General features: G+C 35.1%; 16 protein-coding genes and 1 pseudogene. 6 read left to right on the plus strand and 11 right to left on the minus strand.

Going from position 1 to position 15,420, the window contains the following annotated elements; translation table 11 throughout:
- Nucleotides 1-355 precede the first annotated feature (355 nt).
- From G6R02_RS13905 to G6R02_RS13915, 3 genes are all read right to left on the minus strand, one after another.
- Complete coding sequence (locus G6R02_RS13905) at nt 356-2,935, minus strand: ABC transporter permease (RefSeq protein ID WP_164669828.1); 2,580 nt, start codon at nt 2,933-2,935, stop codon at nt 356-358.
- Nucleotides 2,936-3,748: 813 nt separating this feature from the next.
- Nucleotides 3,749-4,387 carry a DUF4352 domain-containing protein gene (locus G6R02_RS13910; protein ID WP_164669829.1) on the minus strand — a complete coding sequence of 213 codons (639 nt, stop codon included), beginning with the start codon at nt 4,385-4,387 and terminating at the stop codon, nt 3,749-3,751.
- A gap of 448 nt (nt 4,388-4,835) precedes the next feature.
- A complete protein-coding gene (locus tag G6R02_RS13915; protein ID WP_164669830.1) occupies nt 4,836-5,006 on the minus strand; it encodes a hypothetical protein in 171 nt (56 codons plus the stop codon).
- A gap of 288 nt (nt 5,007-5,294) precedes the next feature.
- Between G6R02_RS13915 and G6R02_RS13920 the strand changes: the two genes are divergently transcribed.
- On the plus strand, nt 5,295-5,948 hold the full coding sequence (locus G6R02_RS13920) for a 6TM ABC transporter family protein (protein ID WP_164669831.1): 654 nt from the start codon (nt 5,295-5,297) through the stop codon (nt 5,946-5,948).
- A 31-nt stretch (nt 5,949-5,979) separates the two neighbouring features.
- Here G6R02_RS13920 and istB read toward each other — a convergent pair whose 3' ends face one another.
- Together istB and istA are read right to left on the minus strand one after the other, a co-directional pair.
- Nucleotides 5,980-6,750, minus strand: a complete 771-nt coding sequence (gene istB / locus G6R02_RS13925) for an IS21-like element helper ATPase IstB (protein WP_164669832.1) — start codon at nt 6,748-6,750, stop codon at nt 5,980-5,982.
- A pseudogene (gene istA / locus G6R02_RS13930) lies at nt 6,747-8,294 on the minus strand (IS21 family transposase). The gene istB and the pseudogene istA overlap by 4 nt, the downstream one beginning before the upstream one ends.
- 458 nt (nt 8,295-8,752) lie before the next feature.
- Here istA and G6R02_RS13935 point away from each other — a divergent pair.
- The 3 genes from G6R02_RS13935 (at nt 8,753) to G6R02_RS13945 (ending at nt 10,834) form a co-directional block, all read left to right on the plus strand.
- Nucleotides 8,753-9,673: an ABC transporter ATP-binding protein gene (locus G6R02_RS13935; RefSeq protein ID WP_164669833.1), complete on the plus strand. Its 921-nt coding sequence runs from the start codon at nt 8,753-8,755 to the stop codon at nt 9,671-9,673.
- A 3-nt stretch (nt 9,674-9,676) separates the two neighbouring features.
- Nucleotides 9,677-10,201, plus strand: coding sequence for a MauE/DoxX family redox-associated membrane protein (locus G6R02_RS13940; RefSeq protein WP_164669834.1), 525 nt, complete (start codon nt 9,677-9,679; stop codon nt 10,199-10,201).
- A 135-nt stretch (nt 10,202-10,336) separates the two neighbouring features.
- Entirely contained in the window at nt 10,337-10,834 is a 498-nt protein-coding gene (locus G6R02_RS13945) for a hypothetical protein (RefSeq protein ID WP_092494067.1), read from the plus strand.
- A 467-nt stretch (nt 10,835-11,301) separates the two neighbouring features.
- Here G6R02_RS13945 and G6R02_RS13950 read toward each other — a convergent pair whose 3' ends face one another.
- Nucleotides 11,302-11,754, minus strand: coding sequence for a hypothetical protein (locus G6R02_RS13950; RefSeq protein WP_164669835.1), 453 nt, complete (start codon nt 11,752-11,754; stop codon nt 11,302-11,304).
- A 384-nt stretch (nt 11,755-12,138) separates the two neighbouring features.
- Between G6R02_RS13950 and G6R02_RS13955 the strand changes: the two genes are divergently transcribed.
- The gene (locus tag G6R02_RS13955) at nt 12,139-12,447 is read left to right on the plus strand and encodes a hypothetical protein (RefSeq protein WP_164669836.1); all 309 of its coding nucleotides are present in this window, start codon (nt 12,139-12,141) and stop codon (nt 12,445-12,447) included.
- A gap of 56 nt (nt 12,448-12,503) precedes the next feature.
- Here G6R02_RS13955 and G6R02_RS13960 read toward each other — a convergent pair whose 3' ends face one another.
- Genes G6R02_RS13960 through csaA form a run of 3 tightly spaced genes read right to left on the minus strand, consistent with a single transcriptional unit; the run spans nt 12,504 to nt 14,120 of the window.
- On the minus strand, nt 12,504-13,298 hold the full coding sequence (locus tag G6R02_RS13960) for an HAD family hydrolase (RefSeq protein ID WP_164669837.1): 795 nt from the start codon (nt 13,296-13,298) through the stop codon (nt 12,504-12,506).
- A gap of 12 nt (nt 13,299-13,310) precedes the next feature.
- On the minus strand, nt 13,311-13,775 hold the full coding sequence (locus tag G6R02_RS13965; protein WP_164669838.1) for a GNAT family N-acetyltransferase: 465 nt from the start codon (nt 13,773-13,775) through the stop codon (nt 13,311-13,313).
- 15 nt (nt 13,776-13,790) lie between these two features.
- Complete coding sequence (gene csaA, locus G6R02_RS13970) at nt 13,791-14,120, minus strand: chaperone CsaA (RefSeq protein ID WP_164669839.1); 330 nt, start codon at nt 14,118-14,120, stop codon at nt 13,791-13,793.
- 148 nt (nt 14,121-14,268) lie between these two features.
- Between csaA and G6R02_RS13975 the strand changes: the two genes are divergently transcribed.
- Nucleotides 14,269-14,730, plus strand: coding sequence for a GNAT family N-acetyltransferase (locus G6R02_RS13975; RefSeq protein ID WP_164669840.1), 462 nt, complete (start codon nt 14,269-14,271; stop codon nt 14,728-14,730).
- Nucleotides 14,731-14,737: 7 nt separating this feature from the next.
- Here the strand turns inward: G6R02_RS13975 and fosM are convergent, their stop codons facing one another.
- The gene (fosM, locus tag G6R02_RS13980; RefSeq protein ID WP_246202569.1) at nt 14,738-15,151 is read right to left on the minus strand and encodes a FosM family fosfomycin resistance protein; all 414 of its coding nucleotides are present in this window, start codon (nt 15,149-15,151) and stop codon (nt 14,738-14,740) included.
- A 16-nt stretch (nt 15,152-15,167) separates the two neighbouring features.
- Nucleotides 15,168-15,359, minus strand: a complete 192-nt coding sequence (locus G6R02_RS13985; RefSeq protein WP_164669841.1) for a hypothetical protein — start codon at nt 15,357-15,359, stop codon at nt 15,168-15,170.
- Nucleotides 15,360-15,420 lie beyond the last annotated feature (61 nt).

A 15,420-nucleotide genomic window follows, 5' to 3' on the forward strand; every position in this document is an offset into this window, starting at 1 on the left:
GGATGAGTAAAAAAATTTAATGAGTGGGTTCTTTGAGATTGTTATTTTTCATAGAAGGGGAATCTAAGTTGACTTTTTATTGAAAAAGGAAAGAGGGGGATATCATCCTTCTTTCCCTTTCTTCCACAATCGATGGTCATTAATCCCATTAAGATTTGACAGATACACAACCAATATTAAGGTATTATATACAATCAGTAACACCTAACCCTTTTTTAAATCCAATTTGTGCGTGTGGTTTACCTTTTAATATACAATGTTTTATGTGGCATTGACAAAAGGGAAAATCTTCAATTTTAAGCCTAATCGTCTTTTTAAGTGTATTTATTCAGGCTTTTGGTAATTTCCCGTTGTTTTACGCACTTTCCTTAAGAACTTCATATGGATTGGTTCGCAGTGCTTTTACAGTTGGTATAATTGCGCCAATAATCCCCATAACCGTTGGAATGCAAATAGTTAGTAACAGGATAGTCAAGTTATCCCATGGAAAAATTCCGTACATAATGCCGATGTAAGCAATAGATAAAATTAATCCCACGACTCCAGAGAGAAACCCGATTAGTGCTCCCTCCAATATAATAGAAAAGCCGATTATCCTGTTTTTCCAACCGATTGATTTAAACAAAGCTAATTCATTTCTTCGCTCTACAATGTTCTGCCACAACATTTCACCGGTTGTTAAAACGGCGACAAGTAATGCGGCCCCCATGATGAAATAATGTGACTCATTCACTTCAACAGCGACAAACTCTCCTAAATAGGAGGTGTATAGTACGCCATCCAAATGGAATGAAACAAAAATATAGAATGATAGTAACGTTGATGGTAAAGCTATGGCTAATATAGACAGTAAATTACGCCCGGGACGCTGCATAATTTGATTTGTCACCAAGCCGGTTATGGATTGGTTTTTAAAGATTCGTTTGGATTTTGAATGAATTTCCCCGGTTTTTATCCCTTGATATGGCTTTAATTTTCCAACCTGAATCAGAGGGATTAAAATACCAAAACCATAAATGAAACAGGATGTCAGACCAACTAATCCTACTTTTGCTAAGTTAAACATTGCTCCATTCTGTGCTAGAATATATTCTACAACAGTGGTAAAAATAGTTATTAAGATAACATAAGACACAGCCTCTGTTACAATCATTATTCGCAACATATTAGTACGCCAACCTAGTGCCAGCAAGATACTATATTCTTTGCGATTTGTTAAAAATGAAACGTAAGATGTAGCCAATACATACATACTTCCAATTAGTAGAACCGCAAGTAATATACTTGTATAACCAAGGGATGTTTCTCTGAAAATAGCAATTGCAGCCCCAATGTGGATCCATGACTGTTCCATCCATCCCTCAGCTTTCCCTTTATTAACGATTTTCGTGATTGTTGGTTGTGGAGATGAACCTCGTGTGATAGTTACTTGTAAACCTGTTTTATCCATAATTTCCTGTTTTATCGACTCTAATTTCGATTGCGACGCATTTCCAAAATCCTCAATTCCTTTTGCCTTTATCCGGATAGACGAAATACTGTTACCACCGAGCAGTTTTTCTGCTGCTTTTACGGTGGTTAATAAGTTAGGCGGATTTGGTAATAGAGCTGTCGGGGCACCAGATCCCTCTATCTTTTTCACAGGATTTAGCGGCTCCCTATTTTCGTCTAGTACCACCGTTGCTTCCGCTGGCCGGTAGGTTTGGAGCGGTAATTTTGTCAAGGGATCCATGCTGACTTGAAGGTTACTAGGATCATATTTACCAATAACATTAAAATTCAATACTGTAAAGGAGGGCCTTCCATTTTCGACTTTGTAAGGTGCAGGTTTAGGTTGTCTGAACACATATGGTGGTAAGTATTCTTTTGGGAACAAACCCTCATCACCGTTAACCTGTTGATTTTGAACTTGAAAACTGGATGACCACCTTTTAGGAAACGGACTATTTATTTTTTGATAGTTTAATGGACTCGATGCATAAATTAATTGAGAAATTCCAATATCCATTGATCGATTTTTACTAGGATTTTGTAGTGTCTGAAAGTATATTTCTTCCAGTTCTTTTCCTGTAACAGTATATTCATCAACGGGTACCGTATCTATTTGGTTGAGAAATTCCTCACCATTTCCTTCTCTAATTTTTTCGGCACTTTCTTTTTGTTGCGCTTCGGTTTTAAAGGGTATATCCAGTTTTTCTAACGTTACTTTATAATTACTGTTAGCGAAACTGTTTTGGTTTAAGATAACAGGTAAATGAAATACATTATCAGTTTTTTCTTGTTTTCCTGTATCATTTTCGTTTAAATATCTACTATTATTTGAACTTATTATGCTGTCATTGAGTCCAACCAATTTTGCCTCTTGCTCAGGATCTATTCCAACAATTAACTGATCGTTTCTTAAAGTAAAACTGGGGTTAGAAAGATGTGTACCAAAGTTTAGATCAGGACGTGAACCGGTCAAGCCTGCAAGCGTATAATATGTAACATCTAATAATGTTGATTTATATAAATTATTATGATGTGTCTTTTGAATATTTAATTTGTATAGCCCTGGTTCTGCTACATTAAAAGCATCTCTTACAGACAGCGAAAGTTGTGTATACCCCATAACAGAAAGGGGAGCTGCCACCTCTACACCTGTTATTTCTTTAATTGTTTCATATTTTTCATAACTAATCCTGCCATTTATCCCTTTTATGTAGTTTGGTTTCATTAAGTTATTTTGATTAAGTATTTCAGTATCTGATGGCGTAACAACGAGATCATATGCACTTTTCCATTCCTTTTGTAATGTCTCAGTAACCGTTCCTTTTGTCGATTCTGTTAAGCTGAATAAATAAATAAGAACTCCGCTTATTAATAACACCCCGACTATAGATAGGAGAAATCGTTCTTTATTTCGCATCCATTGTTTGATTAAAAGAGATATCACAAATATATCCCTCCATTCTTATAATAAATCTGAAATAAATTGATCTGGGTAAACAGTAAATTTGTTATAAAAATGTTATGAAAAAATTAAGTACTCTTCTTACTTTAAAAGTTTAAATCTTATCAGCAAATAGTAATTATCTTTGATCTATATTTTTAACAAAATTAATATATGGGTTGATTATTTGATGTGAGTTTTGGATCAATTATATATTTAAATTCTCTTGCAAAGTTAACATAGGAAATAAATCTGCTATCAGTATCTATTATTAAGAATGTAGGAAATAAGCTAATCTTGAAATCTTTTATAAAATCATCATTTGCGAATAATATTTCCTTAAAATAATTCCTTCCAAAATCTAGTTTGTCATCGAGGGTATTTGGATTGAAAATTATTGGTACAAAATTGTATTCATATCCGTATTGCAGAGACTCGCTTGCAAACTCCTTTAAATCCAAATCACAAACGTCACAGCCGGTATCGACCACAAGTAAAATTGTTAATCTATCTAGCAGTGATTCTAAACTTATTTCCTGCTGCAAATCATTATATAATATAATATTCTTAACTCTATCTCCATTTACAAATTGCTTCCTTGTATTTTCCTTTAAAAAGCATTTTTAAATAGAAACCAATTTTTAATTGTTTTGAAATTAATAAAAGGTTAACTATAATAAATTGAAATAATTAATGTAAATATTAACATTTACATCACCCCAAGATATATTTGCAACATTAAAGTTATTGATAATGCTCAAAGCAAATCTTTTGTTAGTTTTTTATATAATTAAATTTGTTTGTTGATTACCAATTTTATTTTGCTGGTATCTCCCAAAATGCCGCTGGTTCTGCATAATTGACTACAGATGAATATTTAAGTGTCCACGATCCTTCTTGTGCAGGTACATCAAAGAAAATATCACCCTGTATTTTCTTTCCTGGTGGAAGATCTTCTCTTAATCTAGTTTTACCACCGGGCCAGGCTGGCCAGGCATATTTGAGTTTATTACCTTCAACATCATACAGAGTAAACCTATATGAGGTAGGATGTATCTCGCTGTCCTTTGTATTTTTAATTATGGCTCCAATCTTAACTGCATGATCCTGTTTCAATGCACGAAACTGTCTCATCTCTCCAGTATAACGTTCAATACTGGTAACCGTAACCTTTATACCACCGATGTCTGCAGTATCACCCATTTGTAAAGCATTTACCTCATTAATAAGTACTTTCTTAGGTTCATCTTTAGGTTCATCTTTAGGTTCATCTTTAGGTTCTTCTTTAGACTCATCTTCAGATTCTTCATTTACTTGTTTATTCGGGTTCTCTTCTTGCGTTTTTCCTTCAACGTCATGTGAAGGTTCATTTTTTGTTGCAGATTGTTCTGAGCAGCCAACTATTAAGCCTGATGCCAATACGAAAATGCCTAATATTTTTATGTGTTTATTCAACTAAAATTCCCCCTTACATTCTTTGTAGATTTTTAGTATCATACTATTTATAAAAAACAACAAAATTATTATTGTTTAACAGATTGCATAAGTCCTTCGCTTCCCCGCAAGGCATTTTCTGCAAAACACTTAAACAATATTAATCACTTTAATTATTATGTGTTTTTAGTGAAATTATGAAAAAGAAGCTGGGACATAAGTGTTTTATCAAAAGAAAATCCGAACCAGCCGAAAAAAGTACATATAACCCACTTTGGAAATATACTTCGCTTTCCACGGTAAGCTGGTGAAATGCTAATCCGCTTTGTAGTCACCTAGCCTTTTGTTCCCGGAGGAGTTATGTATACTCACTACGCTAGCATTGTTCGTCTTTTGTGTTACACTTTTTCATTATGTCCCAGCTCTATTTACTGCAAAGAATTTCTCTTAAATTGGGAAATATCTGACCTTAATAGCGGCAACCGCATCTATCTTTTATCTTAGTGCCGATGCGCGCTCCAGTTTTGCAGTCTACGATTTCAACGTATAAATGACGTTCACCAAGAGCACATGCAATATCATCACCACAGAATTCTCGCCCTTCACAATTACCAATTGGGTCAAGTTTAGGTGCTTTCATTTTTAATCCTCTCCTTTCTCCAAGAATAAAATATATAGTTGTTTTTCATGGATGAGTAAAAGAAATTTTATTATGAGTGGATTCTTTGAGGCTGTAACTTCCATAGAAGAGGAATCTAAGCTGATTTATTGTAGTGAAAAAAGTTTTAATGAAAAGATTTATAAAATTAAAATATAAAATAGTTACAATTTTAATAGTAATGCAATATAATGGAATAGTCAATCTTTTCTATCTTTTTTTATTTATATTTTCATGATATAATTTTTGAAAAAGATAGGAGTTTTTCGTTTGAAAACTATGTTAAAAGCATTTTTAATAATATTTAAAATTAATCCTATCATTTTCAGTTTTCTTACTGTATTAAAAATAGTAAAAGGTGCATTACCTTTATTATCAATAATAATCCTACAAAGACTAATAAATTCCGTTCAATTTTATTTTGAAGATCAAGTTGAATTAATGAATATAATATTTTTACTATTTATGCAAATAGGACTAACTATTTTTATCAATGTATTAACAAAAATTGACGAGTATCTAAGGGCGGTTATTCAATTAAATATAGAATTAGATATCAAAACCAAAATTTCACGAAAAATGATTTCTGTTAATTACGAAAGGCTTGAAGATCATGAGTTTTATAATTTAATTCAACGAACAAATGGCGATTTAGGTTCCCAGTTTTTAGGGCCAATTAATAATTTGCTAGAAATAGTGAGATCTTTAATTACAATTATCTCAATTCTTCTTTTCTTATTACAATTCCATATTTTATTTGTTATCATTTTAGTTACATTTTCTATTCCGTTACTGTTTATACAAAACAAGCTCGGAAGTGATCGTTATTGGCTAGCTAAGTATATGACACCTTTTGCAAGAGAGCAAAACTATATATTTAGTTTGTTTATAGATAGAAAGTATAATAAAGAAATAAGGGTGTGACCGTCAAGTAAAATTGAACACTTTTTGCTAATTAATTTTGAACACTTTCGTTCTCAAAAATGGAAGAACGATGTTTCATACGATAACTGTCATCGTTTCGAAAATGTATGACTTCAGCCCGATGTATTATCCGATCCAATATGGCTGTGGTTAGACTAGGGTCACCTAATAGATCACCCCATTCATTTGGTGCCTTGTTTGACGTTAAAATGATGGAAGATTTGTCATATAGGTCGTTTATTAAATGGAAGAATAAGTTCGCCTCACGGTTATCCATTGCCATAAACATAAGGTCATCAATAATCACTAAATTGGAGTTCCTGATACGTTTCATTTTTGTCTGTGATTTCCTTATAATATCCTCCGTTTTTAATGTATGAATTAAATCTCCCATGGAGATAAAAGAAACTTTATACCCTTGATAAATGGCCTCTATCCCTAGCCCCGTTGCCAAGTGTGTTTTCCCCACACCTGGCGGTCCCAAAAGGATAAGACTGTATAATTGATCCAACCATGTAAACTCTTTTAGTTGGCTGATATGCTTCTTGCTTAATGATTGTTGTTCGTTAAGGTTAAACGCATCCAGCGTTTTATAAGAAGGGAATGCAGCCCATTTTAATCTTTTTTCAATCTGTTTCTCATCGCGACGCTTTTGTTCATATTCTGCCAAACGAGTTAGAAACATTCGATATGTCCACTCATCTGATTCAGCTTGCGTAATAAGCGTCGGCAGGTAATCGGCGGATTCCGACAGCCTTAATGCTCGCAATTGTTGTTGAATATGTTTCAATGAATGACTCATACGGAGGCTCCTTTCAATAATTCCAGATATTCACTTACCTCACGCGTTTGCGGTTTCGCATTTATGATAGATTCATCTAAGCCATGGAGAGGTTTAGGATTTTCTCTGAATTGATCCTGCTGCTCATTGCTCAACGGGTATTGTTGCTTGATGTATTGAACGACATCGCTAAATTCAGTTGCACTGTATAAATTTCGACGAATACATTCTTCCAAAGCCTCATTTATCACCGATTGATCAACAGATTTAAGTGTGCGTGAAACAAGTTGAAGCTGGTCGCGAATATAACGAGGATACCTTTTACGAGTTTCCTCCAGATAGGCGTAAGCCATCTCTGTATTTTCAAACTGCTCTGAAACACTCGTAATATATGCCGGTATTCCTTTGGAGCGATCACGCGTATGCTGGCTATGCTGAATCAATTTCCCCTTTTCATGACTAATTTGATGCTCCGCAATAACAGCTCCCTCTGGGTGCTCGCGTATGATTAAATGGTTATCATCGGTAATTTCAATATGTACCTCTTTATCTTTCTTATATGTCCCGAGAGGGACGGAATAGCGATTGGACTTGTAGATAATGGTATTGTCCTTTCGAACCGTTCTTGATATACTTGAATCAATACTTGAAGTAGTAATTCTTGTAGTGACCGGTCTTAAGTGTTGTTTTTCTAGGGCAAACACTTCGACTGGTCTCTTTTTTGTTGTATTATGAACCCTGCCATTACCTGTTCTCTCAAGCCATGATTCGCTTTGTTCATTCCACTTATCTATCGTATGAAAGACACGATTCTTCGCGAAGTTTTTCTTGACGAATCCAACTACATTTTCTATACGTCCTTTACTTTCAGGATCTGCCCTCCGACAAACCAAAAGGTTTAATTTCCTTTCATCACGGTACGCTTGAAATTCACTCGTTAGAATCAAATCTCCTGCATTTTCACTGACCACAATTAATGAATCCTGATCATAAACAATTTCGTGCGGAATCCCCCCAAAGAACTGAAATGCATCCTCATGTGATTGAATCACATCCTTTGTTACGAACGGTCTATCCAGCCACTTCATATATTTGTATCTGGAATGCGAAAGCACAAAACAAATAAAGTTTAATTTGACTTCCTTCCCATCGGATGTTTTCTGCTTGGTGTGTCCAAAGTCAACCTGGACTTGTTGACCCATTGGTTGATCTGGAATGGCTTGATAGATTCGTTTAAATGCTGTCTTGGGTATGGAGTACCTTTCCCGTAGCTCCCTGACATAACCGCGTACAGTGCTCTCACCAACGTTTAGGTTCTTATATCTTTCTTGCAACCAATCATAAATTTGTGCACCCGATAGGTCAGGATGTTCACTGAGCCATGTGTGGATAAGCATTTCATACGGTTCCAACTTTTTCGACCTTGTTTTGGTTGAAGCCATCCATTAGCTCATTTCTTCCGGCGATTTATCAAGGTACTTGTAGACCGTTGTTCTCGATATCCCTAACTTCTTTGCAATTCTTCTTATCTTAAATCCTTGCTGCTTTAGTCGATATATTTCCATATACACTTGCCACTTTTCCACCTTTCAAGTTCCCTCCATTGCTGATATGAATTCTAAAAATCTATCATATTATACAACAATAAGGGTCATTATTTAATGGGGACGGGGAGACGACCGCGCGACATTGAAATAGGTGCCGCCCCTCCCGGGGCGACACCTATTTCAATGTCAAATCCCCATAGTATGCTGGTAAAAAAGTGTTCAATTTTATCTATCAAAAACTGTCTATTTTAGTTTAGCATTCACAAAGGGTAAACCAATCTTTTAATTACCTATTTAATAAATGGACTTATTCTTTCAATAAAAATAGGGGAGAAGTACTAAAACAAGAGCTTAGTCAAAGCAAAAAGTTACTTAGTCTAGAGTTACTAAGCTCAGTAACATTTGCTGCATCCTTTTTTCTTATCATTTCTTTATTATCTCAATCAAAATTACGTATAGGTGATTTCGTTTCTATTATGGAAGCCATACAAAGAGTTTTGAGCTCTATAAGTAGTTTATCTTATATGACATCTAACCTTAAAGAAGGGACACATTATATAAATGACATATTTTTAATTCTTAACATTCCTGAAAAAGCAGTTAGAAAAGGAAGCTTTAATAATAAGAAACCGCCTGATAATGTGATAGAAGTAAGGAATTTAAGTTTTAAATATCCTTTTGAAAATAGCAATGCTATAATGGACATAAGTCTGAAAATTAGAAAAGGTTCTAGCGTAATGATTGTAGGCAGTAACGGTTCAGGGAAGTCTACGTTGATAAAATGTCTAATTGGTTTATACCAAGTTCCTGAAGATACAATAAATTTATTCGGTAATGATATCACACAACTATCAGAAGAAGAAATTTATGATAAAATCTCTGTTATATATCAGGATTTTGGAATGTATGAATTAACCGCTTTTCAAAATATACTAATTGGAGACACAAAAAAGGAAAAATCGAAAGTGATTCAGTCTGCTATTGAGGCTGATATACATGATTACATAAGCACTTTATCTGAAGGATATGATACTAAACTTGGAAGGATTTTTGAAGGGAGTAGGGATTTGTCCGGGGGTCAATGGCAAAAACTTGCTTTAGCAAGATCAATTATTAAAGATTCTGATTTAATAATACTAGATGAGCCTTCATCTTCACTAGACCCAATAGCAGAAAAGAAGTTATTTATGAATTTTAAGTCGATTACAGAAGGAAAAACATCAATTTATATTTCACATCGTATGTATGCGTGTCATTTGGCGGATCATATTATTGTATTAAAAGATGGTAAAATTGTTGAACAAGGTAATCATTCAGAATTACTGAAAATAGATGGTCATTACACAGAACTTTATAATAATCAATCAGATATGTACAAAGAAAAAATGAGGAGGTAAAGCATGGGTATATTTAGTATTACCATAGCATTATTCTTTGCATATGTGTTTATGTTCTCAGCAGTTACAAAAATTAAAGGGCTTTCAGACCATGTTAAAATCTTTACTAGTTATGAAATATTGCCCCATCAATTTTCAATTCCTTTTAGTTTAGGATTCATTGCCATAGAAGTGATTTCTAGTTTACTGATAATTTTTCGATTTCATGCCGTTATAGGAATTATTATGTTAGGGATACTTACATTCATCTATACATTAGCTATATTAATAAATTTATTACGTGGAAGAAAGGATTTGTCGTGCGGATGTGGTGGAGTATTAGGGGATCACAATATTTCGTATAAGCTTATTTCCAGAAATATTTTGATTATATCAGGGTTATTCTTGGTGTACCTGTTGCCATCGGGAGAAATATTGTTAGTACCGTACGTCCTACTGAATATATTAGTAATTTCAGGTTTTTGTTTGTATCTAATAGTTATAGAAATGCAGACTATTAAAAGATTGAGAAAGGAGCTGTTAGCATGATAGTAAACATTCTTTTATTATTGGTGCTATGTGTAATTTTGATTCAGAGTTTTTGTTTTCTTAGCTACTTCAAAACAGTAAACGGTTTTTTTCAGCAAATCGAACAGATAGACTTACCAAACAAGGAGAAGAAAAATGATTAAAATAGCTATTCTGATATGTATGGTAATCATAATTGTTTTTAATTTTTTGCTGTTAAAAAGGTCTAAAGATTTATTAATGTTTTATATGGAGACAATTGCAAAAAGCCCTTATTTAAGTGTCGCCAAAGAGCTTCATATTGGGCAACAAATTAATTTGGAGTATCTTAGTAAACAAAATATTGCTTTTGAAGGAGACCTAATTATAATGGCCGTATCGGTTAAGTGCTCGACTTGTAAAGAAATTATTAATGGATTTGAGCAGGCTGAAATGGAACTTCGTGATTTTGTTATTGTAAGTAATGGTGTAATTCCAATTAAACAAAAAACTATTCTTTTAGAAAATAAAATTAAAATGGTAGAATCAGAAGAATTCTTTAACTCACTTGGTTTGAGATCTGTACCTAGAGTAATCAACATTGATAAAGGAATTGTAACAAATATTAGCAGGATAACACATAGTAATGAATTAAGTTTCACACCCCAAAACTAAGGGGATTTTAGCCTTCAAAATAACTGTTTTCCCTTGTCCACATTGTATCTTTGGCTTCCAAAAAGAAACAATCCGATTTTGTTTCGATGCAATTCCCTTTTGGTCAGAAGATGAACCCTCACCAGCTGACAATCTAAGGATAATTATTATATTCTGTATGCTTGTTTTCTGGTTTGGAAATCCAAAAGGGAGAACTCCTCGCTAGTTTCCTTTCCATAATAACTAAAAATGTTAGCTGCATTCCTGATTAATTCCCACTTGAACTACATATTCTTTACATTTTTTATGTTCAATTAAAAACTGCTTTGGTATTCGAGTTTGAAAGGGAATGAATACGCCTCCTGTTGCCAGAACGGGATCACTCTTTTACTATTTCACTTATAAAGAGTTATTCCACAATCTGGCCCGTTAGTTGAACAACTATATCATTTTCTTTTTGTTTATATTTTATCTATTGCAGACTAGATTCAAACTTTTTTATTATCATTAGTTTTCTTTATATAATCATCAATCAATTTTTTAAGGAAAAAGTCATTTGTATACCGTCGATAAAAATAAATGGACTTTGACCAAATTTTTACACCTTCTTTTTCAATACATCTGCGTTCTGGGTCTTCTTGCAGATTGTTGATTTCTTCTGAAGACATCAAATGTATCTCCATACCATCAACATAAAATCTGAAATGCCAAAAACCACCTTTCTGACTTGCAGGTGTTGGACTATATTTCTTGAACATTTCATATGCACCTTCATAGCAATCCCATTGAATCATAATATCCAAATCTTCCATATCAAAGGAATCTATACCGTTTACGAAAAGTGCTGTTGAGGCATCGAAACTATATATGATGTTATTTTCCTTTAATTCATTTACTAATTTAAAGATTATTTCCCACCACTTCTTAGGGTTTGGTTCCAAGTAACATCTGCCTCCTCTGACCCCTTACTCAACAAACTGCCAGTTAGAAGCAAATGTGTTTTTAATAGATTTATCATTAGAAACGTCGTAAGAATTGGTATCCCAATTGACACACCATTTGCCACTTAATTTTGAGTGTACAACAATCTCTGTCCATTAAAATTATTATAAAAAGTGTTCAAATTCCTTATATTAAAGCGATACGGCATACGACGATTCGTATGCCATTTCTTATGTCAATTTAACATTGTGCACCTCAAAACGGAACGGTTTACTTTATTGGTAGGGGGTATATTTTGACAATTATTTCATTTAACTACTGACTACTTTTCTGATGTTTATATTTCTTTTTATGTGGTTAAGCACATGTAGGAGGTATTCATCATGAGTGTCATTGAGTTGCGGTATGCTAAATTCCCGAAATACGGACACATTTATTTACCTGCAGGATGGCTGAAACTTTTAGGTATGCAGCCTGGATCAAATGCGGAAATATCATATAAAAACAAAGAAATCCGTATTCGTAGAGTTCCAGAATATACAACGGAAAATGTTCGTCATATCTCTCACAATAACTTCATTTTAATTCCTAAAGAGATTCAAAGATTTGCCAAGCTCCATCCAAGCCAAACATATCGCATGTTTGTGGATGATGAACGAAAAGAATTTATTGTACAGCCAGAATACGATTGATTATGTGATGTTACAGAACGGGGGTAAACATAGCATAAAAACACATTTAAGCATCATCATCCCCGCCCATCAACCTTCTCAATAATAGACAGCAGCTCCTCCAGCTGAGAAATCTCATAATCTGGTACCACATCTTCTTTCCCTTCCCAATGCCGGTTAATCCAGACCGAGGCTATCCCTGTCCTGGAAGCACCCAGAATATCTGTCTTCAGATTGTCTCCAACCATCAGCACCTCTTCTTTATCAACGGAAAGAAGGCCGAGTGCGTGCATAAAAATATCAGGATCTGGTTTCCCTTTTCCAAAAGCTCCCGAAATCACAATATGATCAAAATACCTCCTCAGTTCCGGAGTTAAATCAAGTTTTGCTTCCTGCAAACTGGGAGAACCGTTTGTCAGCAGCAGCAACTGATATTTCCCTTTTAGTTGCTCCAATACGTGAAACGTGTCATCAAAAACAAGTGCATTCCGCTTTCGTTCTTCAGGGAATGTTTCGGCAAGTTCATATCCAAACTGGAGATCATCAATTCCCATATCCTTCAGCCCGCTTATCCATACTTCTTTTTGATACGCCGGAGCAATCTTTTTCAGTTCACGAAACCCTTCCCCATCATCGTCAAAATCCGCCCACAGTCCTTCAAAAGGATTAATGCCAATCATCTGTGTAAAAGAATATGTATTATAAGAAGCATACAGTTTCCTGGCATTTTCCCGGACATTTTTTTCCAGTTCAACAGGATCAACACGATATTTTTCGAAGGCGAGATTACAAGTATTATTAAAAGCTTTGTCTACACTTTTTTTATCCCAAAGCAGTGTGTCGTCCAGGTCAAACATAATTGCCTTAATCATCTGCATCACTCCTTAGCAATCATACTCCATTTTCACAAATTCAAATGTACCGCCATTCGTCGCTTGCAAAAAACTGTGAACCACCTGGAACCCAGCTTTTTCATACACCTTTATCCCACGTTTGTTAAACGCAGCTACTGCAAGTGTAAGCTTTTCCGGATAAAACTCCGATTCAGCAAATTCCATACCAGCCCTAACAAAATCCAACCCTTCCCCTCTCCCTGTTAAATCAGGGCGCATGCCAAGTCCGATATCAACAGTAATTTCATTCGTTTTCGAAAAGCTGAAAAATCCGACCAGCTCATCCGCTTGCAGAACGACATACACCAGTTCACCACGCGCTTCAGAATCTAGAAATTCAGCCAGGTCCTCTTCATCCGACTTCATATCATAAAACGCATATTCCCCATCATAGTGCCAGTGGTATGCAATATGTTCGGCCTGCTCCTGTGTTATCTGTTTGAAAATATAAGTCACAATAATCCCCTCAAATTATGAAATACGGGTACCGTTTTCGACATGTTCATCCGGCCCCAAAAGCACCACATCCCCTTCTTCAGGGACGCCTCCAATCACTAATGCTTCAGATTTGTATCCAGCTACCCGCATTGGTGGAAAATTCACGACACCAACTACCTGCTTTCCAATCAACTGCTCAGGTTCATACCTCTTTGTAATTTGTGCCGAAGACTGCTTTACTCCAACTTCACCAAAATCAATTTCCAGTTTGATTGCCGGTTTGCGTGCCTCCGGAAAAGGTTCTGCCTTAAGCACCGTTCCAATCCGAAGATCTAGGTTCATAAAGTCTTCAATCGTTGCCATAAAGATTACCTCCTAATAAAAATTATCCATATCAATATAAACAGATGACACTTTATACATACATTAACCCTCAAAACAAAGAATTGACAATCTACTTGTCTTAAACTATATAATAGAACAAGTATAATGGACAGTGTGAAGGTGTTAAATGATGGAAGCAGTCGACGAAATAAACTTCGCCAAAATTTCCAAACAGCAACAAAATGAAGCAAAAGATATTATCCTTGAAGGCTTCAGGGAACGTTTTGGCTTCATTGACTACTCATTAAATCCGGACTTGGAAAATATTTATGCAAATTATACCATCGATGGGAATGCCTTTTTTGTTGGACTCCTTCACCATCAGATTATCTGTACTGGAGCCATAACAAAAGAAAACCCGACCACTGCCAGAATTGAAAGAATGTCAGTAAAAAAAGAATTCAGACGACAGGGTATTGCCCGAAAAATGCTGCTGCATCTTGAAAACTGTGCAAAGGACATGGGCTATTCTCAGGCGGTTATGGAAACAAACAAAAAATGGACGAGCGCAATTAACTTATACAAAAACAATGGATATGCAGAATATAAGCAGGATAATCAGCGAATTCACATGTTTAAAACCCTGTAGACACCTATCAATCAAAAAATTCCATGTGTGTTTTTTGCTGTTCATAGTATTCGAGCCTATCCTGCAAATTTCCTGTATGAAATTCAAACTTATGCCCATCCGGGTCGGTAAAATATATGGACTTTTTATCCCGTTCATCCCTGGGCCGTCCCGGTAAAATATTCACCCCAAGCCGAACCAGTCTTGCATACATTGGGTCAAACTCTTCCTCTTTAATTGAAAATGCTGTATGTGTGTAGGACTCATGGATTTCATTACGGGGGATATTCTTTTCCACATTTAAAGCAAGCCATATGCCATCAAGGTCAAAATAAGCTGTACTCCTCCCCTTTACCAACAACTTCGCATCGAAAACATCTCGATAAAATTGTATGGACTTTTCCAGATCTGAAACGGAAAACAATAAATGATTCAGTTTCACAGGTACACCTCCATTTTTACAAAAAATGATTATCGCGGTCGTAACTTTTCTGATCTAACATCGGTTTATGTTTATTTCTTGATTTTTTATATTTTTCGCTGTTACTCATGTCTATCTTCCTGCCTCTCAACCGTGCAACTACATCAACAACGACGGCCACGCCGATTATTCCGCCAACAATGATCAGCACGAGTACCCATAATTCCAAAGCCTGCACCTCCCTTTTCTGTTCGACCTGCAAGTTGATATCACAGCATTTATAATAAACC

This window comes from Virgibacillus doumboii, assembly GCF_902806455.1.
GTDB lineage: Bacteria > Bacillota > Bacilli > Bacillales > Amphibacillaceae > Lentibacillus > Lentibacillus doumboii.

Coding starts and splice junctions, on each gene's coding strand:
- G6R02_RS13915 (WP_164669830.1), bottom strand. CDS start 5,006: ATGAAAGCACCTAAACTTGACCCAATTGGTAATTGTGAAGGGCGAGAA.
- istB (WP_164669832.1), bottom strand. CDS start 6,750: ATGAGTCATTCATTGAAACATATTCAACAACAATTGCGAGCATTAAGG.
- G6R02_RS13935 (WP_164669833.1), top strand. CDS start 8,753: ATGGAAGCCATACAAAGAGTTTTGAGCTCTATAAGTAGTTTATCTTAT.
- G6R02_RS13940 (WP_164669834.1), top strand. CDS start 9,677: ATGGGTATATTTAGTATTACCATAGCATTATTCTTTGCATATGTGTTT.
- G6R02_RS13945 (WP_092494067.1), top strand. CDS start 10,337: ATGATTAAAATAGCTATTCTGATATGTATGGTAATCATAATTGTTTTT.
- G6R02_RS13955 (WP_164669836.1), top strand. CDS start 12,139: ATGAGTGTCATTGAGTTGCGGTATGCTAAATTCCCGAAATACGGACAC.
- G6R02_RS13960 (WP_164669837.1), bottom strand. CDS start 13,298: ATGATTAAGGCAATTATGTTTGACCTGGACGACACACTGCTTTGGGAT.
- csaA (WP_164669839.1), bottom strand. CDS start 14,120: ATGGCAACGATTGAAGACTTTATGAACCTAGATCTTCGGATTGGAACG.
- G6R02_RS13975 (WP_164669840.1), top strand. CDS start 14,269: ATGATGGAAGCAGTCGACGAAATAAACTTCGCCAAAATTTCCAAACAG.